Source organism: Planococcus halocryophilus (assembly GCF_001687585.2).
Lineage (GTDB): Bacteria > Bacillota > Bacilli > Bacillales_A > Planococcaceae > Planococcus > Planococcus halocryophilus.
Genome location: NZ_CP016537.2, coordinates 143,573 through 168,682 on the forward strand (window position 1 = coordinate 143,573; position 25,110 = coordinate 168,682).

At 44.7% G+C, this 25,110-nt stretch carries 33 protein-coding genes, 7 tRNA genes and 3 rRNA genes; all 43 read left to right on the forward strand.

Annotation, left to right across the window (positions count from 1 at the left end; translation table 11 throughout):
• Nucleotides 1–37: 37 nt before the first annotated feature.
• On the forward strand, nt 38–868 hold the full coding sequence (gene rplB, locus BBI08_RS00680) for a 50S ribosomal protein L2 (RefSeq protein ID WP_008497435.1): 831 nt from the start codon (nt 38–40) through the stop codon (nt 866–868).
• A gap of 60 nt (nt 869–928) precedes the next feature.
• Complete coding sequence (rpsS, locus tag BBI08_RS00685) at nt 929–1,207, forward strand: 30S ribosomal protein S19 (RefSeq protein ID WP_006828932.1); 279 nt, start codon at nt 929–931, stop codon at nt 1,205–1,207.
• 19 nt (nt 1,208–1,226) lie between these two features.
• On the forward strand, nt 1,227–1,568 hold the full coding sequence (gene rplV, locus BBI08_RS00690; protein WP_008497437.1) for a 50S ribosomal protein L22: 342 nt from the start codon (nt 1,227–1,229) through the stop codon (nt 1,566–1,568).
• Nucleotides 1,569–1,571: 3 nt separating this feature from the next.
• Complete coding sequence (gene rpsC, locus BBI08_RS00695) at nt 1,572–2,228, forward strand: 30S ribosomal protein S3 (protein WP_008497438.1); 657 nt, start codon at nt 1,572–1,574, stop codon at nt 2,226–2,228.
• Between the two features lies 1 nt (nt 2,229).
• Complete coding sequence (gene rplP, locus BBI08_RS00700) at nt 2,230–2,664, forward strand: 50S ribosomal protein L16 (protein ID WP_006828935.1); 435 nt, start codon at nt 2,230–2,232, stop codon at nt 2,662–2,664.
• A complete protein-coding gene (rpmC, locus tag BBI08_RS00705) occupies nt 2,654–2,854 on the forward strand; it encodes a 50S ribosomal protein L29 (RefSeq protein ID WP_008497440.1) in 201 nt (66 codons plus the stop codon). Before rplP ends, rpmC begins: the two co-directional genes overlap by 11 nt.
• 24 nt (nt 2,855–2,878) lie before the next feature.
• A complete protein-coding gene (gene rpsQ, locus BBI08_RS00710; protein ID WP_008432511.1) occupies nt 2,879–3,142 on the forward strand; it encodes a 30S ribosomal protein S17 in 264 nt (87 codons plus the stop codon).
• A 47-nt stretch (nt 3,143–3,189) separates the two neighbouring features.
• Entirely contained in the window at nt 3,190–3,558 is a 369-nt protein-coding gene (gene rplN / locus BBI08_RS00715) for a 50S ribosomal protein L14 (protein WP_006828938.1), read from the forward strand.
• Between the two features lie 35 nt (nt 3,559–3,593).
• The gene (gene rplX / locus BBI08_RS00720) at nt 3,594–3,905 is read left to right on the forward strand and encodes a 50S ribosomal protein L24 (protein ID WP_008432514.1); all 312 of its coding nucleotides are present in this window, start codon (nt 3,594–3,596) and stop codon (nt 3,903–3,905) included.
• Between the two features lie 27 nt (nt 3,906–3,932).
• Complete coding sequence (gene rplE, locus BBI08_RS00725; protein ID WP_065528394.1) at nt 3,933–4,472, forward strand: 50S ribosomal protein L5; 540 nt, start codon at nt 3,933–3,935, stop codon at nt 4,470–4,472.
• A gap of 19 nt (nt 4,473–4,491) precedes the next feature.
• The gene (rpsN, locus tag BBI08_RS00730) at nt 4,492–4,677 is read left to right on the forward strand and encodes a 30S ribosomal protein S14 (RefSeq protein ID WP_006828941.1); all 186 of its coding nucleotides are present in this window, start codon (nt 4,492–4,494) and stop codon (nt 4,675–4,677) included.
• A gap of 29 nt (nt 4,678–4,706) precedes the next feature.
• Nucleotides 4,707–5,105: a 30S ribosomal protein S8 gene (rpsH, locus tag BBI08_RS00735; RefSeq protein ID WP_006828942.1), complete on the forward strand. Its 399-nt coding sequence runs from the start codon at nt 4,707–4,709 to the stop codon at nt 5,103–5,105.
• A 30-nt stretch (nt 5,106–5,135) separates the two neighbouring features.
• The gene (rplF, locus tag BBI08_RS00740; RefSeq protein WP_008497442.1) at nt 5,136–5,675 is read left to right on the forward strand and encodes a 50S ribosomal protein L6; all 540 of its coding nucleotides are present in this window, start codon (nt 5,136–5,138) and stop codon (nt 5,673–5,675) included.
• Nucleotides 5,676–5,708: 33 nt separating this feature from the next.
• Complete coding sequence (rplR, locus tag BBI08_RS00745) at nt 5,709–6,071, forward strand: 50S ribosomal protein L18 (protein ID WP_008497443.1); 363 nt, start codon at nt 5,709–5,711, stop codon at nt 6,069–6,071.
• 20 nt (nt 6,072–6,091) lie between these two features.
• Nucleotides 6,092–6,592 (forward strand): 30S ribosomal protein S5, encoded by a 501-nt coding sequence (gene rpsE, locus BBI08_RS00750; RefSeq protein ID WP_008497444.1) that lies wholly within the window; start codon nt 6,092–6,094, stop codon nt 6,590–6,592.
• A gap of 13 nt (nt 6,593–6,605) precedes the next feature.
• Nucleotides 6,606–6,788, forward strand: a complete 183-nt coding sequence (gene rpmD, locus BBI08_RS00755; protein ID WP_008497445.1) for a 50S ribosomal protein L30 — start codon at nt 6,606–6,608, stop codon at nt 6,786–6,788.
• 33 nt (nt 6,789–6,821) lie between these two features.
• The gene (rplO, locus tag BBI08_RS00760; RefSeq protein ID WP_008432523.1) at nt 6,822–7,262 is read left to right on the forward strand and encodes a 50S ribosomal protein L15; all 441 of its coding nucleotides are present in this window, start codon (nt 6,822–6,824) and stop codon (nt 7,260–7,262) included.
• Entirely contained in the window at nt 7,262–8,557 is a 1,296-nt protein-coding gene (secY, locus tag BBI08_RS00765; RefSeq protein WP_008497446.1) for a preprotein translocase subunit SecY, read from the forward strand. The genes rplO and secY overlap by 1 nt, the downstream gene beginning before the upstream one ends.
• Before the next feature lie 61 nt (nt 8,558–8,618).
• Complete coding sequence (locus BBI08_RS00770) at nt 8,619–9,272, forward strand: adenylate kinase (RefSeq protein ID WP_008497447.1); 654 nt, start codon at nt 8,619–8,621, stop codon at nt 9,270–9,272.
• A 398-nt stretch (nt 9,273–9,670) separates the two neighbouring features.
• The gene (gene infA / locus BBI08_RS00775; RefSeq protein WP_006828950.1) at nt 9,671–9,889 is read left to right on the forward strand and encodes a translation initiation factor IF-1; all 219 of its coding nucleotides are present in this window, start codon (nt 9,671–9,673) and stop codon (nt 9,887–9,889) included.
• Nucleotides 9,890–9,926: 37 nt separating this feature from the next.
• On the forward strand, nt 9,927–10,040 hold the full coding sequence (gene rpmJ / locus BBI08_RS00780) for a 50S ribosomal protein L36 (protein WP_006828951.1): 114 nt from the start codon (nt 9,927–9,929) through the stop codon (nt 10,038–10,040).
• Between the two features lie 23 nt (nt 10,041–10,063).
• Nucleotides 10,064–10,429, forward strand: a complete 366-nt coding sequence (rpsM, locus tag BBI08_RS00785; protein ID WP_006828952.1) for a 30S ribosomal protein S13 — start codon at nt 10,064–10,066, stop codon at nt 10,427–10,429.
• A gap of 25 nt (nt 10,430–10,454) precedes the next feature.
• Nucleotides 10,455–10,844, forward strand: a complete 390-nt coding sequence (gene rpsK, locus BBI08_RS00790) for a 30S ribosomal protein S11 (RefSeq protein WP_008497448.1) — start codon at nt 10,455–10,457, stop codon at nt 10,842–10,844.
• 130 nt (nt 10,845–10,974) lie between these two features.
• On the forward strand, nt 10,975–11,919 hold the full coding sequence (locus tag BBI08_RS00795) for a DNA-directed RNA polymerase subunit alpha (RefSeq protein WP_008432529.1): 945 nt from the start codon (nt 10,975–10,977) through the stop codon (nt 11,917–11,919).
• A gap of 46 nt (nt 11,920–11,965) precedes the next feature.
• Complete coding sequence (rplQ, locus tag BBI08_RS00800) at nt 11,966–12,340, forward strand: 50S ribosomal protein L17 (protein WP_008432531.1); 375 nt, start codon at nt 11,966–11,968, stop codon at nt 12,338–12,340.
• A gap of 288 nt (nt 12,341–12,628) precedes the next feature.
• Complete coding sequence (locus BBI08_RS00805) at nt 12,629–13,477, forward strand: energy-coupling factor ABC transporter ATP-binding protein (RefSeq protein ID WP_040850764.1); 849 nt, start codon at nt 12,629–12,631, stop codon at nt 13,475–13,477.
• Nucleotides 13,453–14,325: an energy-coupling factor ABC transporter ATP-binding protein gene (locus BBI08_RS00810; RefSeq protein ID WP_040850765.1), complete on the forward strand. Its 873-nt coding sequence runs from the start codon at nt 13,453–13,455 to the stop codon at nt 14,323–14,325. The genes BBI08_RS00805 and BBI08_RS00810 overlap by 25 nt, the downstream gene beginning before the upstream one ends.
• Nucleotides 14,322–15,119: an energy-coupling factor transporter transmembrane component T family protein gene (locus BBI08_RS00815; RefSeq protein ID WP_008497449.1), complete on the forward strand. Its 798-nt coding sequence runs from the start codon at nt 14,322–14,324 to the stop codon at nt 15,117–15,119. Before BBI08_RS00810 ends, BBI08_RS00815 begins: the two co-directional genes overlap by 4 nt.
• An 11-nt stretch (nt 15,120–15,130) precedes the next feature.
• Nucleotides 15,131–15,874: a tRNA pseudouridine(38-40) synthase TruA gene (gene truA / locus BBI08_RS00820; protein ID WP_008497450.1), complete on the forward strand. Its 744-nt coding sequence runs from the start codon at nt 15,131–15,133 to the stop codon at nt 15,872–15,874.
• A 194-nt stretch (nt 15,875–16,068) separates the two neighbouring features.
• Entirely contained in the window at nt 16,069–16,506 is a 438-nt protein-coding gene (gene rplM / locus BBI08_RS00825; RefSeq protein WP_008497451.1) for a 50S ribosomal protein L13, read from the forward strand.
• A gap of 29 nt (nt 16,507–16,535) precedes the next feature.
• On the forward strand, nt 16,536–16,928 hold the full coding sequence (gene rpsI / locus BBI08_RS00830) for a 30S ribosomal protein S9 (protein ID WP_008432543.1): 393 nt from the start codon (nt 16,536–16,538) through the stop codon (nt 16,926–16,928).
• 211 nt (nt 16,929–17,139) lie between these two features.
• On the forward strand, nt 17,140–18,204 hold the full coding sequence (locus BBI08_RS00835; RefSeq protein WP_065528395.1) for an Mrp/NBP35 family ATP-binding protein: 1,065 nt from the start codon (nt 17,140–17,142) through the stop codon (nt 18,202–18,204).
• Between the two features lie 194 nt (nt 18,205–18,398).
• Entirely contained in the window at nt 18,399–19,064 is a 666-nt protein-coding gene (locus BBI08_RS00840) for a KinB-signaling pathway activation protein (RefSeq protein ID WP_008497453.1), read from the forward strand.
• 441 nt (nt 19,065–19,505) lie between these two features.
• Nucleotides 19,506–21,056 (forward strand): 16S ribosomal RNA (locus tag BBI08_RS00845).
• Nucleotides 21,057–21,263: 207 nt separating this feature from the next.
• A 23S ribosomal RNA gene (locus tag BBI08_RS00850) occupies nt 21,264–24,197 on the forward strand.
• A gap of 75 nt (nt 24,198–24,272) precedes the next feature.
• Nucleotides 24,273–24,388, forward strand: a 5S ribosomal RNA gene (gene rrf / locus BBI08_RS00855).
• Together the 16S, 23S and 5S rRNA genes with 7 tRNA genes alongside form the textbook arrangement of a ribosomal RNA operon.
• A gap of 42 nt (nt 24,389–24,430) precedes the next feature.
• A tRNA-Thr gene (locus tag BBI08_RS00860) sits at nt 24,431–24,503 on the forward strand.
• 58 nt (nt 24,504–24,561) lie between these two features.
• Nucleotides 24,562–24,636 (forward strand) — tRNA-Glu (locus BBI08_RS00865).
• 4 nt (nt 24,637–24,640) lie between these two features.
• Nucleotides 24,641–24,716 (forward strand) — tRNA-Val (locus BBI08_RS00870).
• A gap of 20 nt (nt 24,717–24,736) precedes the next feature.
• Nucleotides 24,737–24,820 (forward strand) — tRNA-Tyr (locus tag BBI08_RS00875).
• A gap of 19 nt (nt 24,821–24,839) precedes the next feature.
• Nucleotides 24,840–24,914 (forward strand) — tRNA-Gln (locus BBI08_RS00880).
• Nucleotides 24,915–24,925: 11 nt separating this feature from the next.
• Nucleotides 24,926–24,998: transfer RNA gene (locus BBI08_RS00885), tRNA-Lys, on the forward strand.
• A gap of 31 nt (nt 24,999–25,029) precedes the next feature.
• A tRNA-Ala gene (locus BBI08_RS00890) sits at nt 25,030–25,102 on the forward strand.
• Nucleotides 25,103–25,110: the final 8 nt, after the last annotated feature.

Sequence of the window (25,110 nt, forward strand, 5' to 3'; positions counted from 1 at the left end):
AGTTCTTATAGGACTGTTAAAGAAGGAGGGAACTAACGTGGGGATCAGAAAATACAAACCTACCACTAACGGTCGTCGTAATATGACGAGTTCAGATTTCGCTGAAATCACTACGAACAAGCCTGAAAAATCGCTTCTACAACCTGTAAAGCGCAAAGGCGGCCGTAATAACCAAGGTAAAATTACTGTACGCCATCACGGTGGTGGACATAAACGTCAATACCGCGTGATCGATTTCAAACGTAACAAAGACGGCATTCCAGGACGCGTTGCTACAATCGAGTACGATCCTAACCGTTCTGCAAACATCGCATTGATTAATTATGCTGATGGTGAAAAACGTTACATCTTAGCTCCTAAAGGAGTAGAAGTTGGAACTCAAATCATGTCAGGTATCGAAGCAGATATTAAAGCAGGTAACGCATTGCCATTATCTAACATCCCGATGGGTTCTACAATCCATAACATTGAATTGAAGCCAGGTGGCGGCGGACAACTAGTTCGTTCTGCAGGAACTTCAGCTCAAGTATTGGGTAAAGAAGGTAAATACGTAACAGTTCGTTTGCAATCAGGCGAAGTTCGCATGATCCTTGCTACTTGCCGCGCAACTATCGGCGCAGTAGGGAATGAGCAACACGAATTAATCAATATTGGTAAAGCAGGTCGTAACCGTTGGAAGGGCAATCGCCCAACTGTACGTGGATCTGTAATGAACCCTAACGATCACCCACACGGTGGTGGTGAAGGACGTTCGCCAATCGGACGTAAATCACCAATGTCTCCATGGGGCAAACCAACTCTTGGATACAAGACACGTAAGAAAACGAATAAATCCGATAAATTTATCGTGCGTCGTCGTAAAAAATAATTTGATTCCGCTACGGTTCGCCAAAAGAACCGTGGTGCAATCACGAAGGGAGGATCCCACATGGGCCGCAGCTTGAAAAAAGGACCTTTTGTTGATGATCATCTTATGAAAAAAGTTGAAGCACAAAAGGACTCTGAGAAAAAACAAGTGATCAAAACTTGGTCTCGCCGTTCTACAATTTTCCCGACATTCATCGGACAAACAATCGCAGTATATGATGGTCGCAAGCACATTCCTGTATACGTGACTGAAGACATGGTGGGCCATAAACTAGGCGAATTCGCTCCAACGCGTAAATACGCTAGTCATGGTGCAGACGATAAGAAAACAAGACGTTAATTGAGAGGAGGATTTCCCTATGCAAGCAAAAGCTGTCGCTAGAACAGTACGTATTGCTCCTCGTAAAGTCCGTTTAGTAGTAGATTTGATCCGAGGCAAGCAAATTGGCGAAGCTGTTGCGATTTTGAACCATACTCCAAAAGCAGCAACTGTTGTTATTGAGAAGTTATTGAAATCTGCAGCTGCTAACGCTGAACACAACTACGAAATGGACCTGAATGACTTAGTCATCAGCGAAGTATTCGTTGACGAAGGACCAACACTTAAACGTTTCCGTCCCCGTGCAATGGGACGCGCAAGCGCAATTAATAAACGCACAAGCCACATCACACTAGTGGTATCTGACCAGAAGGAGGGATAATTCGTGGGACAAAAAATACATCCAATTGGGATGCGTATCGGAATCATTCGTGATTGGGAATCTAAATGGTACGCTGAGAAAGATTATGCTACGCTTCTTCACGAAGATATTAAAATCCGTGAATATGTTGAAGCACGTTTGAAAGAAGCTTCAGTTTCTAAAATTGAAATTGAGCGCGCTGCAAACCGTGTTAACGTAACTATTCATACTGCGAAACCAGGTATGGTAATTGGTAAAGGTGGATCTGAAGTAGAAGTACTTCGCACACAGCTTAACTCTATGACTGGCAAGCGTGTACACATCAACATTATTGAAATTAAAAGAGCTGATCTTGATGCAAGATTAGTAGCTGAAAGTGTTGCGCGTCAATTGGAAAACCGAGTGTCTTTCCGTCGTGCACAAAAACAAGCGATCCAACGCACTATGCGTTCTGGCGCTAAAGGAATCAAAACTCAAGTATCTGGACGTCTAGGCGGCGCTGACATTGCGCGTGCTGAACACTACAGTGAAGGTACTGTTCCGCTCCATACGCTCCGCGCTGATATCGATTATGCGCATGCTGAAGCAGACACAACTTATGGTAAGCTTGGCGTAAAAGTATGGATCTACCGCGGTGAAGTCCTTCCAACTAAGAAGAAATCTGAGGAAGGAGGCAAATAATATGTTAATGCCTAAACGCGTTAAATATCGTAGAGAGCACCGTGGCAAGATGCGCGGAGAAGCTAAAGGCGGTAAAGAAATCGCATTTGGCGAATTTGGTCTCCAAGCATTAGAATCATCTTGGATCACTAACCGTCAAATCGAAGCAGCACGTATTTCCATGACTCGTTACATGAAACGTGGCGGTAAAGTCTGGATTAAAATTTTCCCGCATAAACCATATACGAAAAAGCCTCTAGAGGTACGTATGGGATCTGGTAAAGGTTCACCTGAAGGCTGGGTAGCCGTTGTCAAAACTGGTAAAATCATGTTCGAACTTGGTGGAGTAACTGAAGAAGTGGCACGCGAAGCGTTACGCCTTGCATCTCACAAGCTTCCAATCAAAACGAAGTTCGTAAAACGAGAAGAAATTGGTGGTGAATCGAATGAAAGCTAATGAAATCCGTGACCTAACCACTACTGAGATAGAACAAAAAGTGAAATCACTGAAAGAAGAGCTTTTCAACCTTCGCTTCCAATTGGCTACTGGTCAATTAGAAAATACTGCTCGCATCCGCGAAGTACGTAAAGCGATTGCCCGTATGAAAACTGTGATTCACGAAAGAGTACTCAGTGGCACTAACTGATAAATCGAGAGGAGGTTTGCAAGTATGACTGAGCGTAACCAACGCAAAGTATACACAGGCCGTGTTGTGTCTGACAAAATGGACAAAACCGTTACAGTAATGGTTGAAACTCAAAAGAAGCACGCATTCTATGGCAAACGTGTAAAATACTCTAAGAAATATAAAGCTCATGATGAGCTAAACGAAGCGAAAATGGGCGACGTAGTTCGCATCATGGAAACTCGTCCGCTATCAGCTACTAAACGTTTCCGCGTATTGGAAATTGTAGAAAAAGCGGTTATCATTTAATTTAAATAATTTCGGAACCTAAGAAATTCCGGAGGGAGGTTACCTAAGTGATCCAACAGGAAAGTCGTTTAAAAGTTGCAGACAACTCGGGTGCTCGTGAAGTACTAACGATTAAAGTACTTGGTGGTTCTGGTCGTAAGACTGCAAACATCGGTGACGTAATCGTTTGTACCGTGAAAAAAGCAACACCAGGTGGCGTTGTTAAGAAGGGTGAAGTCGTTAAGGCTGTCATCGTTCGCACGAAAAGCGGAGCTCGCCGTAAAGACGGTACTTATATCAAATTTGATGAAAACGCATGTGTCATTATCCGTGACGACAAAGGTCCACGCGGAACTCGTATTTTCGGACCTGTTGCCCGCGAACTTCGCGATAACAGCTTCATGAAAATCGTATCACTTGCTCCTGAAGTTCTTTAATAAATCAATGTGCCATACCAAGGAGGTGCGACAGAATGCATGTTAAAAAAGGCGATACAGTTAAGGTAATCTCAGGCAAAGACAAAGGCAAAACAGGTGTTGTTTTGACTGCTTTACCTAAGAAAGACCGTGTGCTTGTTGAAGGTGTAAACATCGTGAAAAAGCATACAAAACCGAACCAGGCAAATCCACAAGGTGGAATTGTCAGCCAAGAAGCAGCAATTCACGTTTCTAACGTAATGTTACTTGACCCTAAATCCGGCGAGCCGACTCGTGTAGGTTATAAGGTTGAAGATGGTAAAAAAGTTCGTGTTGCAAAAAAATCCGGCGAAAAATTAGATAAATAAAATTCCTGAATGAAGGGAGGTACACACATGAACCGCCTAAAAGAAAAATATGTCAATGAAATCACTCCTGCTCTAGTGAGCAAGTTTGAATATAAATCGGTAATGCAGGCACCTGAAGTAAACAAAATCGTCATCAACATGGGTGTAGGCGAAGCTGTTCAAAACACTAAGTCACTTGACTCTGCTGTTGAAGAATTACAAACTATCACTGGTCAAAAACCAATTATTACTAAAGCTAAGAAATCTATCGCTGGCTTCCGTCTTCGTGAAGGTATGCCAATCGGATGTAAAGTTACACTACGCGGAGAGCGTATGTACGACTTCCTGGATAAATTGATTGCTATCTCACTTCCACGTGTACGTGACTTCCGTGGTGTTTCGAACAAATCGTTCGACGGACGCGGTAACTACACACTTGGCGTGAAAGAACAATTGATCTTCCCTGAAATCGATTATGATAAAGTTACAAAAGTACGCGGTATGGACATCGTGATTGTAACAACTGCGAACTCTGATGAAGAAGCTCGTGAGTTATTAACACAATTCGGAATGCCGTTCCAAAAGTAAACGTGAGGGAGGCGTAAACGTGGCTAAAAAATCTATGATCGCAAAACAAAAACGCACGCCAAAGTTTAAAGTACAAGAGTACACACGCTGTGAACGATGCGGACGTCCGCATTCAGTATTACGCAAATTTAAACTTTGCCGTATTTGTTTCCGTGAACTTGCATATGTGGGACAAATTCCTGGCGTTAAAAAAGCCAGCTGGTAATCCCCTAATTTGGGAAGGAGGTAAAAGTAATGACAATGACAGATCCGATTGCAGATATGCTGACACGCATTCGTAATGCAAACATGGTTCGTCACGAAAAATTAGAGCTTCCGGCTTCTAATGTGAAAAAAGACATCGCTGAAATCCTTAAGCGTGAAGGTTTCGTTCGTGACGTAGAATATGTTGAAGATGATAAACAAGGCATGATCCGGATTTTCCTTAAATACGGAGCTAACAACGAACGCGTTATTACTGGATTGAAACGTATTTCAAAACCAGGATTACGTGTTTACGCTAAAACTAACGAGGTGCCACGTGTACTAAACGGTCTTGGAATCGCTTTAGTCTCAACATCACAAGGTTTAGTAACTGATAAAGAAGCCCGCGCGAAACAAATCGGCGGAGAAATCATAGCATACGTTTGGTAATAAGCAACAAACGAATGGAGGTGCAAAAGAATGTCACGTGTAGGTAAAAAACCAATTGAGGTTCCTGCAGACGTTACAATTACTCTTGGAGACAAGAATGCTGTAACTGTTAAAGGACCTAAAGGCGAGTTAACTCGCGAATTCCATAAAGATATTACAATCGCTCTAGAAGATAACGTGCTAACATTGACACGTCCTTCAGATTCTAAAGACCACCGCACAAACCACGGTACAACTCGTGCTTTGCTTGCAAACATGGTTACTGGAGTTTCAGAAGGATTCTCACGCACACTTGAATTAGTGGGTGTAGGTTACCGTGCTCAATTGCAAGGTGAAAAATTGGTTCTTAACGTAGGCTACTCTCACCCGGTTGAATTCACACCGGAAAACGGAGTTACAGTTGAAGTTCCAGCTAACACTAAAGTTATTGTTAAAGGTATCGATAAAGAACGTGTTGGAGCTCTTGCTTCGAACATTCGCCAAGTACGTCCGCCAGAGCCATATAAAGGCAAAGGTATCCGTTACGAAGGAGAAGCAGTTCGTCGTAAAGAAGGTAAAACAGGTAAATAATGCTGCTTAGGCAGGCTGAAAGGAGTGACCTCAGTGATTACGAAACTCGATAAAAACGCATCTCGTAAAAAACGTCATGCACGCGTACGTTCTAAAATTACGGGTACAGCACAACGCCCACGTTTAAACGTATTCCGTTCAAATAAATACATTTACGCTCAATTGATCGACGATATGAATGGCGTTACACTTGCAAGTGCATCATCTATGGAGAAAGATTTTTCTGTAGAATCTACTGGCAACGTGGAAGCAGCAACTAAAGTCGGCGAAACAATCGCAAAACGCGCTATTGAAAACGGCTTGAAATCGGTTGTATTCGACCGCGGTGGTTATTTATATCATGGACGTGTAAAAGCGTTAGCAGAAGCTGCACGTGAAAATGGTTTACAATTTTAAAAGAAGGAGGGACACATTTCATGCGTCGTATTGATCCAAACAAACTTGAACTTGAAGAACGCGTAGTTACGATTAACCGCGTAGCGAAAGTTGTAAAAGGTGGACGTCGTTTCCGTTTCTCCGCATTAGTTGTTGTAGGCGACAAAAATGGTAATGTCGGTTTTGGTACTGGTAAAGCTCAAGAAGTTCCAGATGCTATCCGCAAAGCTATTGAAGATGCGAAGAAAAACCTAATTGAAGTACCAATGGTTAAAGGTACAACTCCACACTTAGTAATCGGTCGTTTTGGTGCAGGCCAAATCTTAATCAAACCTGCTTCTCCGGGTACTGGTGTAATTGCTGGCGGACCTGTTCGTGCGGTACTTGAATTAGCTGGGGTACAAGATATTTTATCTAAATCTCTAGGTTCAAGCACACCAATCAACATGGTACGTGCAACTATTAACGGTTTAACTCAATTGAAAAGTGCTGACCAAGTTGCAAAACTTCGCGGCAAATCAATAGAAGAACTGTTAGGATAGGAGGGAAAATCACATGGCAACTAAATTGGAAATTACCCTCACAAAATCTGTGATCGGCGCTAAACCGTCACAACGTAAAACTGTTCAGTCATTAGGATTGCGCAAAATGCATCAAACTGTTGAGCACCAAGACAATGCAGCCGTTCGCGGAATGATTGATAAAGTCGCTCACTTAGTAACTATTAAAGAAGTTTAATTACGGATTTCTATAGAAGGAGGTGCCAACCAAATGAAACTTCATGAATTAAAACCGGCAGAAGGTTCACGCAGCTCGAGAAAGCGTATCGGACGCGGTATCGGTTCAGGTACTGGTAAAACAGCAGGTAAAGGTCATAAAGGTCAAAACGCACGTTCAGGCGGCGGTGTTCGTCCTGGATTTGAGGGTGGTCAAAACCCATTATTCCGTCGTTTACCAAAACGTGGATTTACCAACATTAACCGTAAGGACTATGCAGTCGTGAATGTGGAAGTGTTAAATCGTTTCGACGAAGGCACAGAAGTAACACCTGCATTGTTGATTGAAACAGGTGTTGTGAGCAACGAACGTTCTGGAATCAAAATTCTCGGCAATGGTAGCTTAGAAAAGAAATTGACAGTAAAAGCTCACAAATTCTCTGGATCAGCTAAAGAAGCGATCGAAGCTGCTGGCGGACAAACCGAGGTGGTTTAATGTTTCAGACAATCTCTAATTTTATGCGCGTGACTGATATTCGAAATAAAATATTCTTTACATTATTGATGCTCATCATTTTCCGTGTTGGAACTTTTGTTCCAGTACCGAATGTTGACGCTTCGGTTTTGCAAGCTACTGACCAGATGGGTCTGGTTGGATTCTTAAATACTTTCGGTGGAGGTGCCCTTGCTAACTTTTCGATTTTAGCAATGGGAATTATGCCATACATTACAGCATCAATCATTGTGCAATTATTGCAGATGGATGTTGTACCGAAATTTGCAGAGTGGGCGAAACAAGGAGAAGTCGGAAGACGGAAACTTGCTCAATTCACTCGCTACTTCACAATCGTTCTTGCCTTTATTCAAGCAATCGGTATGTCTTATGGGTTTAACCAAATGTACGGAGGTTCTTTAATCCAGAATGACACGATTTCAACTTACGTTGTCATCGCTATTGTATTGACTGCAGGTACAGCGTTTCTACTGTGGCTTGGCGAGCAGATTACGGCAAAAGGTGTGGGGAACGGTATTTCGATTATCATCTTCGCAGGGATTGTCGCTGCAATACCAGGTGCTATTAACCAATTATATGCACAGCAGATTCAAGGAGCTGGAGATCAGCTTCCAATCAATATTGCCATCATGGCATTGCTTGCATTAGCTGTTGTTGCCATTACGGTTTTGGTCATTTACGTTCAACAAGCGTTGCGTAAAATACCGATTCAGTATGCAAAACGAGTTGCTGGCCGTGGTCAGACAGCAAGTGGGCAGCAAACGCATTTACCTTTGAAAGTGAACGCGGCCGGAGTAATACCGGTAATCTTTGCAGTAGCGTTTATTATTACGCCACAAACTATTGCTTCTTTCTTTGGTGCCAACGCGTTTACAGAAGCGATTCAGAATACGTTTGATTATACGCGTCCAGTCGGCATGATTATTTATGTCGCTTTGATCGTAGCATTTACGTATTTCTACGCATTTATTCAGGTTAATCCTGAAAACGTGTCGGATAACTTGAAAAAGCAGGGTGCATATATTCCGGGAATCCGTCCGGGTAAAAATACGCAGGATTATTTAACAAGTGTGTTATATCGATTGACATTCGTTGGCGCTATTTTCTTGGCAATTATTGCTGTTCTTCCGATTTTCTTCATTAACGTAGCTAATTTACCGCAATCGGCGCAAATCGGTGGAACAAGTCTTTTGATTGTTGTAGGTGTAGCACTAGAAACGATGAAACAATTAGAATCACAACTTGTAAAACGTCATTACAAAGGCTTTATGAAATAATCAGTGGGATATAAAGGGGCGTGAAAGCGTCTCTTGTCCAATTGTTTGAGGGGGAAAACGTATGAATATCGTATTAATGGGTCTACCAGGTGCCGGAAAAGGTACTCAAGCAGACGAAATTGTTAAGAAGTACGACATCCCTCATATTTCTACAGGTGACATGTTTCGCGCTGCTATAAAAGGCGGAACGGAACTGGGCTTGAAAGCAAAGTCATTCATGGACCAAGGTGCTTTAGTGCCTGATGAAGTGACAATCGGCATTGTCCGAGAGCGATTAAGTGAGAAGGATACGGAGAAAGGCTTCTTATTAGATGGCTTTCCACGTACTGTCCCTCAAGCTGAAGCGTTAGAATCTCTTCTGGCCGATCTTGATAAGCGAATCGAGCATGTCGTAAATATCCAAGTCGAACAAGACGAATTGATTGCACGTTTAACAGGCCGATGGATCTGTAAAGTTTGTGGAACTGCTTACCATACTGTGTTTAACCCACCAGCAACAGCTGGAGTGTGCGACAAAGATGGTGGAGAACTCTACCAGCGCGAAGATGATAAGCCTGAAACCGTCACTAAGCGTCTAGAAGTAAATATGCAACAAACACAGCCGCTTCTTGATTTCTATGAAAGCAAAAACGTGCTGGAAAATATAGATGGACAGCAGGATATCAAAAAAGTATTTGCTGACATTGATGCTCTTCTAAAGGGCGACCGAGGATAATCCCCGGCGCCGGGCGCAGTTAGTTGCCTCCATGTGGCTTTAAGGAGCACCGGAGATATGAATTTTCGAGAGCTGCAAAAGCATACAAGGCTCAGGATATGAAAGTCGATGTAAACGCACTTTAGTGCAATTATTTATCGAAACTAGTATAATGGGTTTCGTGGAAGCATCTGTGTAACGGGTTTGGAACTCATCCAAGGCAGTCCGGGCAGTCGAGGATACATGAGACAGACTGGCTTTGCTGGATTAATGCCGCCCCGCTAATCTGCGGAGCTCGGATAATGTCTTTCAAATGTCACTCATGCATTTCTCGTGAATGAATGTACTACTACTATTCAATCAGCAAATACTGTTTGAAGATGAGATCCTGATTTGTATACAGAAGGGAGACTGGGTCGATGGCGAAAGACGATGTAATCGAAATCGAAGGAACTGTCGTTGAGACTTTGCCTAACGCGATGTTTAAAGTGGAATTGGAAAACGGTCATACGATTCTTGCGCACGTATCAGGCAAGATTCGCATGCATTTCATCCGCATTCTGCCAGGAGATAAAGTGACAGTGGAACTTTCTCCTTATGATTTAACACGCGGTCGTATCACATACCGTTTTAAATAATCTTTTGCACTCCGGACTACTAAGGAGGTTGGGTTAGATGAAAGTGAGACCATCTGTAAAACCGATCTGTGAAAAATGTAAAGTTATTCGCAGAAACGGTAAAGTAATGGTAATCTGTGAAAATCCGAAACACAAACAAAGACAAGGCTAATATGAAGGAGGTGCATCGCACACATGGCACGTATTGCTGGTGTTGACATTCCGCGCGACAAACGCGTTGTTATTTCATTAACATATATTTTCGGTGTTGGTAAAACAACTGCTCAGAAAGTTCTTTCTGCTGCTGGTATCTCTGAAGAAACACGAGTTCGTGATCTTACAGAAGATGAGTTGAACAATATCCGTGAACAATTAGATCAATACAAAATCGAAGGTGACCTTCGCCGTGAAGTTTCAATGAACATCAAACGCTTGATGGAAATTGCTAGCTTCCGAGGAATTCGCCATCGCCGTGGACTACCTGTTCGCGGACAAAATACGAAGAATAATGCGCGTACGCGTAAAGGTCCTCGTAAAACTGTAGCTAACAAGAAAAAATAATCAGTAAAGGAGGTTTCTTCTTAACATGGCACGTAAACAACAAACTCGTAAGCGTCGTGTGAAAAAGAATATCGAATCTGGTATTGCTCACATCCGCTCAACATTTAATAACACAATCGTTACTATCACTGATATGCAGGGTAACGCTGTTTCATGGTCAAGTGCAGGTGCATTAGGATTTAGAGGTTCACGTAAATCTACTCCTTTCGCTGCTCAAATGGCTGCTGAAGCTGCTGCTAAAACATCAATCGAGCATGGTCTTAAAACTCTAGAAGTTACAGTTAAAGGTCCTGGTTCAGGACGTGAAGCTGCTATCCGTGCGCTTCAAGCTGCTGGACTAGAAGTTACAGCGATTAAAGATGTAACGCCAGTACCTCATAACGGTTGCCGTCCGCCAAAACGCCGTCGCGTATAATCGTTAATCTGAATAGGATTTTTGAACATCACGACTTACTGGATGGGTTCTGAATCGTAGCGAAAGTCTGTGACTATCGAATTCTTGATGAAACGAAAAAAAACCGACGTTTTGAAGGAGGGTAAAATGAATGCTTGAAATAGAAAAACCAAAGATTGAAACGGTTGAGATCGATAATAATGCCAAGTTTGGTAAATTTGTTATTGAACCTCTTGAGCGTGGATATGGAACCACTTTAGGAAACTCCTTACGTCGAATCTTACTTTCATCTTTACCTGGCGCAGCTGTTACTTCTATTCAAATTGATGGCGTACTACACGAATTCTCCACTGTTGAAGGTGTAGAAGAAGATGTAGCAACAATTATTTTGAATATCAAGAAGCTTGCTTTGAAAATTTACTCTGACGAAGAAAAAGTCATTGAAATTGATGTAAAAGGTGATGGAACGGTTACGGCTGCAGATATCACGCACGATAGTGACGTGGAAATTCTGAATCCGGATCTATATATTGCAACAATCGCTAAAAATGGTCACTTACGTATGCGTATGTATGCGAACAGAGGCCGTGGATATGCTCGTGCAGATCAGAACAAACGTGAAGATCTTCCGATTGGCGTTATCCCGATTGACTCTATTTACACTCCAGTTTCACGCGTTAATTTCCAAGTGGAAAACACTCGTGTGGGTCAACTAGCTCATTTCGACAAATTATCTCTTGATGTTTGGACAGATGGCAGCATTGGTCCAAAAGAGGCAATTGCACTAGGGGCAAAGATTTTTACTGAGCATTTAAATATCTTCGTAGGATTAACTGATGAGGCACAAACGGCTGAAATCATGGTTGAAAAAGAAGAAGACCAAAAAGAGAAAGTATTAGAGATGACTATCGAAGAACTTGATCTTTCGGTTCGATCTTACAACTGCTTAAAACGTGCGGGTATCAACACGGTACACGAACTGGCAAGCAAGTCGGAAGACGACATGATGAAAGTACGCAACCTCGGACGCAAATCACTTGAAGAAGTTAAAGTGAAGTTGGAAGATTTAGGCCTTGGACTTCGTAAAGAAGACTGAGAGTTAAGATCGGATCCGAACTATTGAACAAAGGAGGGAAACTTCAATGAGAAAGCTTCAACGTACAAGTTCTCAACGTAAAGCACTATTACGTGACCTTACAACAGACTTAATCGTACATGAACGCATTCAAACGACTGAAGCTCGTGCGAAAGAAGTGCGTTCGACTGTAGAAAAAATGATTACACTTGGTAAACGTGGAGATCTTCACGCTCGCCGTAAAGCAGCAGCATGGATGCGCCGTGAGTTGGTAACAACTGCAGACGCTGAAGGCAACGAAACTACAACTTATGCATTGCAAAAATTGTTTGATGATGTTGCACCACGTTACGCTGACCGTCAAGGCGGTTACACACGCATTATGAAAATGGGGCCTCGTCGCGGAGATGGCGCACCTATCGTTATTATCGAATTGGTTTAATCAATCGAAGGGGGTTAATAGCCCTCTTCTTTTAGCATTATGATTTATACGACAATATGAAAAGCTGAGTGTTATGATGAGCGAGCCGAAAGGCGGCGTCTCGTCTAGCTCTACGCACCTCATTCAACCCTGGCTTAAGCAACCGGGGAAGCCATAGAGACAGAAAAGCGCATTTCTCTGAATGAGGTGCGCGCTTTTTTTATTTATTTACCCTTTTACAAACGCGCATAAAAACCAGTAGAGTAGAGATGAGAAGAGCAAAGCACGTGTTAGAGGAGGTCAGTTTAGATGAATTCGATTATTTTGTCATTCGAAAATGTGACATTTACATATATGCAAGAAGACGAGTCGGTAAAACCGGCCGTGAAAGATTTATCGTTTTCCATTCAAGATGGAGAGTGGATTGCCTTAGTTGGCCATAATGGTTCAGGGAAATCGACTATCGCCAAATTAATGAATGGCTTATTGTTTCCACAGACTGGTAAAGTGGAAGCGATAGGGAAATTAATGACAGAAGAAAGTTTATGGGATATCCGTTCTCAGATGGGCATGGTATTTCAAAATCCAGACAATCAATTTGTAGGAGCGACGGTTCAAGATGACGTAGCTTTTGCGTTAGAAAATAATGGTGTACCACATGAAGAAATGGTGGTTCGTGTAAAAGAGGCTCTGCAACAAGTAAAAATGGCTGATTACCTCGATCACGAACCCCATCATTTATCGGGTGGTCAAAAGCAACGTGTGGCAATCGCAGGTGCGCTTGCGATGCGTCCGCGGCTGTTGATATTAGACGAGGCAACATCTATGCTCGACCCTCAAGGTCGTATGGAAGTAATCGAGACCATTCGTGAACTTCGAAAAGCAACAGGGTTGACGGTTATCTCCATTACGCATGATTTAGAAGAAGCGGCGCTCGCTGATCGTATTTTGGTAATGAATGCAGGCGAAAAACAATTAGAAGGCAAGCCGGAAGCTGTATTTCTTTCTAGTAACGAATTAACGAACTTAGGATTAGATTTGCCATTTTCAATGCGCATGACACATTTATTGCGCGAAGTTGGTGTTGAGCTACAAGGGGAACATATGACAGAAGACGAATTGGTGGATGAACTATGGACATTTTACTCCAGGAAGTAGGATATAGTTACGCAAAAGATACGCCGTTTGAAAAACGAGCATTAACTGATGTTTCGCTGCATATCCCTTCTGGTTCCTATACGGCAATCATCGGCCACACCGGATCTGGAAAATCGACGGTTCTTCAGCATTTGAATGCGTTGTTAAAACCAACAGAAGGTTCGGTCATGATTGGTGAGCGTAAAATCAAAGCGGGAGTGAAAGCGAAAAATTTACGTGATGTGCGTCGTCAGGTCGGGATTGTTTTTCAATTTCCTGAACAACAACTGTTTGATGAAACTGTATTAAAAGATATTATGTTCGGACCATTAAATTATGGTGTATCAGAAGAAGAAGCGAGTCGACGAGCACATGAGCTAGTTGATCAACTTGGGTTACCGCCAGAAGTATTAACAAAATCACCGTTTGATTTGTCAGGTGGGCAAATGCGCCGTGTAGCAATTGCCGGTGTTTTGGCAATGGAGCCAGATGTTTTAGTGCTTGATGAGCCAACAGCGGGACTAGATCCACGCGGACGCCGTGAAATCATGGATTTGTTTCATAGGCTTCATATTGAAAAAGGACTGACGACAGTCTTAGTGACTCATAGCATGGAAGATGCAGCGCGTTACGCAGATAACGTTGCAATCATGCACAACGGCCGTTGTGTGGTTACAGGCGAGTCTGTAGAAATCTTTTCAAATGAAGAGCAGTTACGGGACTACCGGCTAGAACCGCCACGGACTATTCGTCTTCAACAGAAGTTCGAAGAAAAATTGGGCATTAAGCTCGATTCAATTTCATTGACGGAAGAAGCATTGGCTAAAAACATTGCGCTTGCTTTATCGGAAGGGCGTGATTCCGAATGATGGAGAAAATGATTTTTGGCCGTTTTATTCCTGGAGACTCCTTGATTCACCGAATGGACCCGCGAGCAAAGATTTCGTTTGTCTTTGTCTTTATTGCTATTGTCTTTATCGCAAATAGCGCGATGACGTACGGTATTCTACTAGGTTTTACTTTATTGGTCGTATTCTTATCTAAAATTCGCTTGTATTTTTTAATAAATGGCTTAAAACCGGTCTTTATTTTACTGATTTTCACGTTTCTTCTTCATATATTCTTTACACGCGAAGGGGAGTTATTAGTGGATATCGGGTTTATTAAAATTTACGAAGAAGGATTGCGGCAAGGGATATTCATTTCGATTCGCTTTTTAGTATTGGTGTTTATCACGAGTATTTTAACGTTGACGACCTCACCAATTTCAATCACAGATGGCATTGAAGTGTTGCTTGGGCCATTCAAGCGAGTTAAATTGCCTGTCCATGAACTGGCTTTAATGATGTCTATTTCGTTGCGCTTTATCCCGACTTTAATGGATGAAACCGGAAAGATCTTAAAGGCACAAATGGCTAGAGGTTCAGATATCGGCTCAGGTCCAGTGAAAGAGCGTATAAAAGCAGTTGTTCCATTATTGATCCCATTGTTTGTTAGTGCCTTTAAACGAGCAGAGGACCTTGCTACGGCAATGGAAGTTCGAGGTTATCGCGGTGGCGAAGGCAGAACGCGTTATCGCCAGTTAAATTGGCGCTTAATAGATAGCTTAAGTTTAGTGGTACTGGCGGGTCTTGCGGGAATACTGGTCTATTTCCGTCTATAAGGAGAGTAATTATGAAACGATTAAAAGCGACCATTGCATATGACGGTTCGGGATTTGCAGGTTATCAAGTACAGCCCGATTCACGTACGGTGCAACTTGAATTAATGAAAGTGCTAGAGACCATCCATAAAGGAAAAGTGGTTCAAGTGGTAGCGAGTGGCCGAACAGATGCTAAAGTTCATGCGACGGGTCAAGTTATTCATTTTGATACAGAACTGTCGATTCCGATAAGTGGCTGGTTAAAGGCGCTTAATGTCTTGTTGCCGGAGGATATTCGGGTCAACTCGATTGAAGAAGTAGATACATCTTTTCATGCGCGTTATCATACGACGGGCAAAACATACCGTTACAAATGGGATCGGAGTCAAATCATCAGTCCATTTACGCGTAGTTTGATGGTTCATGTTAAGCAACCATTAAATGTCGAAGCTATGAAAAATGCTTCTCAAGCAATCATTGGTACGCATGACTTTTCTAGTTTTTGTGCAGCCAATACAGCCGTAGTTGATAAAGTTCGAACAGTAAGGCGATTAGACTTTGAAGAACACGGCAATGAGTTGCACATGATTATAGAAGGAACTGGATTTTTATACAACATGGTTCGAATTATTGCGGGAACCTTAGCGGAAGTTGGCATGGGTAGAAGAAAAGCTGAGGAGCTCGAGGAAATTGTAGCTGCAGCCGACAGAGATGCTGCCGGGATAACAGCTCCAGCTCATGGTCTTTACTTGGAAAACGTGATGTATAGGAGCTGAAGCAACTTTTCCTGGTGTTTTTAGAAAAGCCCTTGACTTTTGATGATTTTCGTTATAACATGATGTATGGTATTTTCATTACCCCCACGATATGCCCCGGAAGGTTATTTGTGTTAAGGGATAACGAAAAAACGGAACAGCGGAACACTGTAAATGATATTAAAAAGAGACGATTTATTAGGAGGACAATATACATGCGTACAACATTCATGGCTAAAGGTCACGAAGTAGAGCGTAAATGGTTGGTTGTCGATGCAGAAGGGCAAACTCTTGGACGTTTAGCTTCTGAAGTCGCTTCAATCTTACGTGGAAAATACAAACCAACATTCACACCAAACGTTGACACTGGTGATCACGTAATCATCATCAACGCTGAAAAGATTCACCTTACAGGTAAAAAACTTACTGACAAAATCTACTACCGTCACACACAATACACGGGTGGATTGAAACAACGTACTGCACTTGAAATGCGCACAAAATACCCAACAAAAATGCTTGAATTGGCTATTAAAGGGATGCTTCCTAAAAACTCTTTAGGTCGTCAAACGTTCAAAAAGCTGCATGTCTATGCTGGCTCTGAACATAACCACCAAGCACAACAACCGGAAACTTACCAACTTCGCGGTTAATAATTAGTAAATAAGAGGAGGATACACCTTTGGCACAAGTTCAATATATTGGCACAGGTCGTCGTAAAAACTCAACAGCTCGCGTACGTTTAGTACCGGGTGACGGCACAATTACAATTAACAACCGTGACGTAGCAGACTACGTTCCTTACGAAACATTACAACAAATCATCAAACAGCCACTAGTTGCTACGGAAACTCTAGGAAGCTACAACATCCTAGTAAACGTAAACGGTGGTGGATTCACAGGCCAAGCCGGAGCAATCCGTCACGGTATCGCACGCGCTCTACTAACTGTAGACCCTGCATTCCGTCCTGCGTTGAAATCTGCTGGGTTGTTAACACGTGACCCACGTATGAAAGAACGTAAGAAACCAGGTCTTAAATCAGCACGTCGCGCACCTCAGTTCTCAAAACGTTAATTTCGATTTTCGTTTACAAAGCACTTTCCGAAGAAATTCGGGAAGTGCTTTTTTTATTGAGATTTTTCGATTTGTTTGAATGTAGAAATGGAAATAGGTTTTCAAAGAATAGAGCAATAAATGCTCTATTCTTATAAGGCTGAATAGATTAAAAATAGTATTTGCTGTGCTATACTTTATGTTGAGCAAAATTGATAGGGAGTGTATCGATATGTTAACTGAAGAACAAGTACGCGAATTACTCGGAACATTAGAAGATCCGTTTTTACATAGATCGTTAACGGAAACAGAAGGTATTACGTCTGTAACGATCAAAGAAGAGAAAAAACACGTCAGTGTGAAAGTGGCAATTGCCAAAACAAACACACCGGAACAAATGCAACTTCAGATGAAAGTTGTCGAGGTATTAAAAGGAGCCGGAGCGGGGTCTGTTGGTATCCGTTTTGAAGAGCTTCCTCCTGAAGCGTTAGCGAAGTTCCGTGGAACGGTGGACGAATCAGAAGCACAAGATTTATTGTCGCCATTAAACAAAGTAGAATTTATTTCGATCGCTAGTGGTAAAGGCGGCGTTGGTAAATCAACTGTGTCTGTCAACTTAGCGATTGCGTTAGCGCGTCTAGGTAAAAAAGTGGGATTGATCGATGCGGATATCTACGGCTTTAGTGTGCCGGATATGATGGGGATTGATAAATCTCCAGTTGTTCGCGGCCAAACGATTATTCCGGTTGAGCGATTCGGAGTAAAAGTTATTTCGATGGGCTTTTTCGTAGAAGACAATATGCCAGTTGTATGGCGTGGACCGATGCTTGGGAAAGTGTTGGATCAATTTTTCCGCGATGTAGAGTGGGGAGAATTGGATTACCTTCTATTGGACTTACCACCAGGCACAGGAGATGTTGCACTCGACATTCACCAAATGCTTCCGGCTTCTAAAGAAATCGTGATCACGACACCGCACCCGACTGCAGCATTCGTCGCAGCTCGTGCTGGAGCAATGGCAATTCAAACCGACCATGAAGTATTGGGTGTTATCGAAAACATGTCATGGTTTGAGAGCGCAGAGACTGGTAAGAGAGAATACCTCTTTGGCCAAGGAGGCGGACCGAAACTGTCAGAAGAATTACGTACACCGCTACTCGGACAGATTCCAATGGGCCAGCCTGACTGGAACGAAGAAGACTTTGCTCCATCGGTCTACCTAGAAGATCATCCGACAGGGAAAATTTATGAAGACATCGCGAATCAAGTGATTAAACAATTCGCTGATAAAAAATAAAAGCTTGAACAGCCCGGAAGCCTATATTGGTTTCCGGGCTGTTATTTTTAAGTGGGTTAATATAGGATGTGGCGATTCAGTAACAAAGCTTTGATATTCGAGGTTTGTTCACAATCTATCGGTTATAGTGAATGGATTTTTCAATAGCCGGTTGGTACAATCTTAAAAGAACTTTAAATAACGGAGGCATTCAATTGACAATACGAAACTGGGTTAAGTTTTTCTTTAAAGCTCTTTTAATAGGTGGAATTGTAACAGGGGTAGTTGGATTATTCGTTCGCTGGGAAGATATATTTGCAGAACCATTTAGTAATGGACAATGGGGAGAATTTTTAGCGGGATTTGTTTGGCTAGTCATTATCGGTTTAACGATGAGTATCATTAGCCAACTCTGTTTCTTTGCTTACTTAACGGTCCACCAAATCGGGATGAACATTTTCCGCACGTTGCGCTTATGGAACTGGGTGCAAGTTTTAATTATTGTAGTGGTTATTGCGGATTTAATTTTATTTCGTTTTGCTCCTAATGCGCAAACAACAGAGCAATTTTGGTTATACGGAATTCTATTGACGATTTTAATCGTTACTGGAGTTGTGACAGCTTATATTAAAGCGAAATGGACAAACAAGGAAACATTTATTTCTGCGTTGTTCTTTATGATTGTAATAACAACAGTAGAATGGCTTCCTGCGTTAATGGTAGAAGCAGGAAATATTGACAGCTGGGTTACGTTATTACTATTTCCATTCTTAGCGGTAAATGCGTATCAGCTTTTGATATTGCCGAAATACAACGCACAGTCCGATGTGGATCGTCAAAAATTAGAAGAGCGCCGCGCTGTAAGAAAAGTAAAAGCATAGGAAAGTTTTTTGGGAAAATCATCTGGCCACTAGTTTTAGCGAAGTGGACAGGTGATTTTTTTGTTTTTTTAAAAGTTAGCTTGTTCTTAAGAGAAAGTAGGCGGCTGTAAGGGCGGAGAACTTTCGATAGGGGTGGAAAACTTGGGATACAGAAGGGAAAAGAAGTTTTTGAGAAAAACTTTCGTGAAAGTGTTGACAGGAATATAAACATGCTTTAATATAATAAAAGTCGCCAAGCAACAACGAACAACATAAACAAAACGGCGGCACACAACATCAACAACTTGAACCTTGAAAACTGAACAGCAAAACGTCAACAAAACGCAACGGTCGCGCAAAACGGCCCGCGCAAAACTTACTGATCAACGCAAGTAGATCAAAGCGAATCGTGCGTCTTCGGACGGCGATACGCCAGCAGTATTGAGCAATCAACACTACTCTATAATGGAGAGTTTGATCCTGGCTCAGGACGAACGCTGGCGGCGTGCCTAATACATGCAAGTCGAGCGGAACCAGAGGAGCTTGCTCCTTCTGGTTTAGCGGCGGACGGGTGAGTAACACGTGGGCAACCTGCCCTGCAGATCGGGATAACTCCGGGAAACCGGTGCTAATACCGAATAGTTTGCGGCCTCTCCTGAGGCTGCACGGAAAGACGGTTTCGGCTGTCACTGCAGGATGGGCCCGCGGCGCATTAGCTAGTTGGTGGGGTAATGGCCTACCAAGGCGACGATGCGTAGCCGACCTGAGAGGGTGATCGGCCACACTGGGACTGAGACACGGCCCAGACTCCTACGGGAGGCAGCAGTAGGGAATCTTCCGCAATGGACGAAAGTCTGACGGAGCAACGCCGCGTGAGTGACGAAGGTTTTCGGATCGTAAAACTCTGTTGTGAGGGAAGAACAAGTACCAACTAACTACTGGTACCTTGACGGTACCTCACCAGAAAGCCACGGCTAACTACGTGCCAGCAGCCGCGGTAATACGTAGGTGGCAAGCGTTGTCCGGAATTATTGGGCGTAAAGCGCGCGCAGGCGGTTCTTTAAGTCTGATGTGAAAGCCCACGGCTCAACCGTGGAGGGTCATTGGAAACTGGAGAACTTGAGTGCAGAAGAGGAAAGTGGAATTCCATGTGTAGCGGTGAAATGCGTAGAGATGTGGAGGAACACCAGTGGCGAAGGCGACTTTCTGGTCTGTAACTGACGCTGAGGCGCGAAAGCGTGGGGAGCAAACAGGATTAGATACCCTGGTAGTCCACGCCGTAAACGATGAGTGCTAAGTGTTAGGGGGTTTCCGCCCCTTAGTGCTGCAGCTAACGCATTAAGCACTCCGCCTGGGGAGTACGGCCGCAAGGCTGAAACTCAAAGGAATTGACGGGGGCCCGCACAAGCGGTGGAGCATGTGGTTTAATTCGAAGCAACGCGAAGAACCTTACCAGGTCTTGACATCCCACTGACCGGTGTAGAGATACACTTTTCCCTTCGGGGACAGTGGTGACAGGTGGTGCATGGTTGTCGTCAGCTCGTGTCGTGAGATGTTGGGTTAAGTCCCGCAACGAGCGCAACCCTTGATCTTAGTTGCCAGCATTCAGTTGGGCACTCTAAGGTGACTGCCGGTGACAAACCGGAGGAAGGTGGGGATGACGTCAAATCATCATGCCCCTTATGACCTGGGCTACACACGTGCTACAATGGACGGTACAAAGGGTTGCCAACCCGCGAGGGGGAGCCAATCCCATAAAACCGTTCTCAGTTCGGATTGTAGGCTGCAACTCGCCTGCATGAAGCCGGAATCGCTAGTAATCGTGGATCAGCATGCCACGGTGAATACGTTCCCGGGCCTTGTACACACCGCCCGTCACACCACGAGAGTTTGTAACACCCGAAGTCGGTGAGGTAACCCTTGTGGAGCCAGCCGCCGAAGGTGGGACGGATGATTGGGGTGAAGTCGTAACAAGGTAGCCGTATCGGAAGGTGCGGCTGGATCACCTCCTTTCTAAGGATAAATTCGGAACCGGGCGCCCTAGGCGCTCCGGGGTTGACGTTTTGCGTTCAGTTTTGAAGGTTCACCTTCAGGCGGCAACGCCTTTTTTTGTGACTTTCAAACTTGTTCTTTGAAAACTGGATAAAACGACATTGAAACAATATGCAAGAAATTCAAGTACGCGTGACAATTTTTGTCACAACTTTTTAATTAACCATTGGTTAAGTTAGAAAGGGCGCACGGTGGATGCCTTGGCACTAGGAGCCGAAGAAGGACGGCACTAACACCGATATGCTTCGGGGAGCTGTAAGTGAGCTGTGATCCGGAGATTTCCGAATGGGGGAACCCACTACTTTTAATCGAGTAGTATCCATGTGTGAATCTATAGCACATGAGAAGGCAGACCCAGGGAACTGAAACATCTAAGTACCTGGAGGAAGAGAAAGCAAATGCGATTCCCTGAGTAGCGGCGAGCGAAACGGGATCAGCCCAAACCAAGAGGCTTGCCTCTTGGGGTTGTAGGACACTCTATACGGAGTTACAAAAGGTAGGATTAGGCGAAGCGACCTGGAACGGTCCGCCGCAGCGGGTAACAGCCCCGTAGCCGAAAACCTTACCCCTCCAGAGTGGATCCTGAGTACGGCGGAACACGTGAAATTCCGTCGGAATCTGGGAGGACCATCTCCCAAGGCTAAATACTTCCTAGTGACCGATAGTGAACCAGTACCGTGAGGGAAAGGTGAAAAGCACCCCGGAAGGGGAGTGAAATAGATCCTGAAACCGTGTGCCTACAAGTAGTCAAAGCCCGTTAATGGGTGATGGCGTGCCTTTTGTAGAATGAACCGGCGAGTTACGATTACATGCAAGGTTAAGCTGAGAAGGCGGAGCCGCAGCGAAAGCGAGTCTGAATAGGGCGCCAGAGTATGTAGTTGTAGACCCGAAACCAGGTGATCTACCCATGTCCAGGGTGAAGGTAAGGTAACACTTACTGGAGGCCCGAACCCACGCACGTTGAAAAGTGCGGGGATGAGGTGTGGGTAGCGGAGAAATTCCAATCGAACCTGGAGATAGCTGGTTCTCTCCGAAATAGCTTTAGGGCTAGCCTCAAGATAGAGAATCCTGGAGGTAGAGCACTGTTTGGACTAGGGGCCCATCCCGGGTTACCGAATTCAGACAAACTCCGAATGCCAGTGATTTATGCTTGGGAGTCAGACTGCGAGTGATAAGATCCGTAGTCAAGAGGGAAACAGCCCAGACCACCAGCTAAGGTCCCCAAATATCCGTTAAGTGGAAAAGGATGTGGCGTTGCTTAGACAACCAGGATGTTGGCTTAGAAGCAGCCATCATTTAAAGAGTGCGTAATAGCTCACTGGTCGAGTGACACTGCGCCGAAAATGTACCGGGGCTAAACGGATTACCGAAGCTGTGGATGGATCTCGTAAGAGATCCGTGGTAGGAGAGCGTTCTAAGGGCGTTGAAGTCAGACCGGAAGGACTGGTGGAGCGCTTAGAAGTGAGAATGCCGGTATGAGTAACGAAAGACGGGTGAGAATCCCGTCCACCGAATGCCTAAGGTTTCCTGAGGAAGGCTCGTCCGCTCAGGGTTAGTCGGGACCTAAGTCGAGGCCGATAGGCGTAGACGATGGACAACAGGTTGATATTCCTGTACCACCTCCCCGCCGTTTGAGCAATGGGGGGACGCAGAAGGATAAGGAGAGCGTGCCGTTGGTTGTGCACGTCCAAGCAGTGAGGCGTGGAATGAGGCAAATCCCATTCCTGATACGTTGAGCTGTGATGGCAAGAGGGTTTACCCTTAGAGTCCCTGATTTCACACTGCCAAGAAAAGCCTCTAGCGAGGCGGGAGGTGCCCGTACCGCAAACCGACACAGGTAGGCGAGAAGAGAATTCTAAGGTGAGCGAGTGAACTCTCGTTAAGGAACTCGGCAAAATGACCCCGTAACTTCGGGAGAAGGGGTGCTCTGGTAGGGTGTATAGCCCGAGAGAGCCGCAGTGAATAGGCCCAGGCGACTGTTTAGCAAAAACACAGGTCTCTGCAAAACCGTAAGGTGACGTATAGGGGCTGACGCCTGCCCGGTGCTGGAAGGTTAAGAGGAGTGCTTAGCGCAAGCGAAGGTGCGAATTGAAGCCCCAGTAAACGGCGGCCGTAACTATAACGGTCCTAAGGTAGCGAAATTCCTTGTCGGGTAAGTTCCGACCCGCACGAAAGGCGTAACGATCTGGGCACTGTCTCAACGAGAGACTCGGTGAAATTATAGTACCTGTGAAGATGCAGGTTACCCGCGACAGGACGGAAAGACCCCGTGGAGCTTTACTGTAGCCTGATATTGAATTTTGGTGCAACTTGTACAGGATAGGTAGGAGCCTTAGATTCCGGAGCGCCAGCTTCGGAGGAGGCGTCAGTGGGATACTACCCTGGTTGTATTGAAATTCTAACCCACAAGCCTGATCGGCTTGGGAGACAGTGTCAGGCGGGCAGTTTGACTGGGGCGGTCGCCTCCTAAAGAGTAACGGAGGCGCCCAAAGGTTCCCTCAGAATGGTTGGAAATCATTCGAAGAGTGTAAAGGCAGAAGGGAGCTTGACTGCGAGACGTACATGTCGAGCAGGGTCGAAAGACGGGCTTAGTGATCCGGTGGTTCCGCATGGAAGGGCCATCGCTCAACGGATAAAAGCTACCCCGGGGATAACAGGCTTATCTCCCCCAAGAGTCCACATCGACGGGGAGGTTTGGCACCTCGATGTCGGCTCATCGCATCCTGGGGCTGTAGTCGGTCCCAAGGGTTGGGCTGTTCGCCCATTAAAGCGGTACGCGAGCTGGGTTCAGAACGTCGTGAGACAGTTCGGTCCCTATCCGTCGCGGGCGCAGGAAATTTGAGAGGAGCTGTCCTTAGTACGAGAGGACCGGGATGGACACACCGCTGGTGTACCAGTTGTTCTGCCAAGGGCATCGCTGGGTAGCTATGTGTGGCCGGGATAAGTGCTGAAAGCATCTAAGCACGAAGCCCCCCTCAAGATGAGATTTCCCATTGCGCAAGCAAGTAAGATCCCTCAAAGACGATGAGGTAGATAGGTTCGAGGTGGAAGCGTGGCGACATGTGCAGCTGACGAATACTAATCGATCGAGGACTTAACCAAAACAAAGTACGCGAAGACTTGCACGTTCCAATGTCGTTTATCCAGTTTTGAGTGAACAAGCACTCAACTAAATAGTCCAGTGATGATGGCAAAGAGGCCACACCCGTTCCCATCCCGAACACGGCAGTTAAGCTCTTTTGCGCCGATGGTAGTTGGGGGTTTCCCCCTGTGAGAGTAGGACGTCGCTGGGCTATTCTATGTTTATTTTTTATTCCTAATGATTCTTTTACCTTGCTTCCATAGCTCAGCAGGTAGAGTGCTTCCATGGTAAGGAAGAGGTCACCGGTTCGAATCCGGTTGGAAGCTTTTGTTTTTTTACAGAGTTTCTTTAATAGGAAATGAAATAAACGATTTTATTATGCAAGGCCCCTTGGTCAAGCGGTTAAGACACCGCCCTTTCACGGCGGTAACACGGGTTCGAATCCCGTAGGGGTCACCATTTTGGAGGATTAGCTCAGCTGGGAGAGCATCTGCCTTACAAGCAGAGGGTCGGCGGTTCGATCCCGTCATCCTCCACCATTTTTTTCATAACTTTATACGGTGGGGTAGCGAAGTGGCTAAACGCGGCGGACTGTAAATCCGCTCCTTCGGGTTCGGCAGTTCGAATCTGCCCCCCACCACCAGTTTTATTATCAGTACCGATGGGGTATAGCCAAGCGGTAAGGCAACGGGTTTTGATCCCGTCATGCCCTGGTTCGAATCCAGGTACCCCAGCCATTTTTTATTATGAGCCATTAGCTCAGCTGGTAGAGCATCTGACTTTTAATCAGAGGGTCGAAGGTTCGAATCCTTCATGGCTCATTCTTTTAACATCCTTGCGCCTGTTCAGCGCGGGGCCTTAGCTCAGCTGGGAGAGCGCGTCGCTGGCAGTGACGAGGTCAGGGGTTCGAGCCCCCTAGGCTCCATTGTTCCA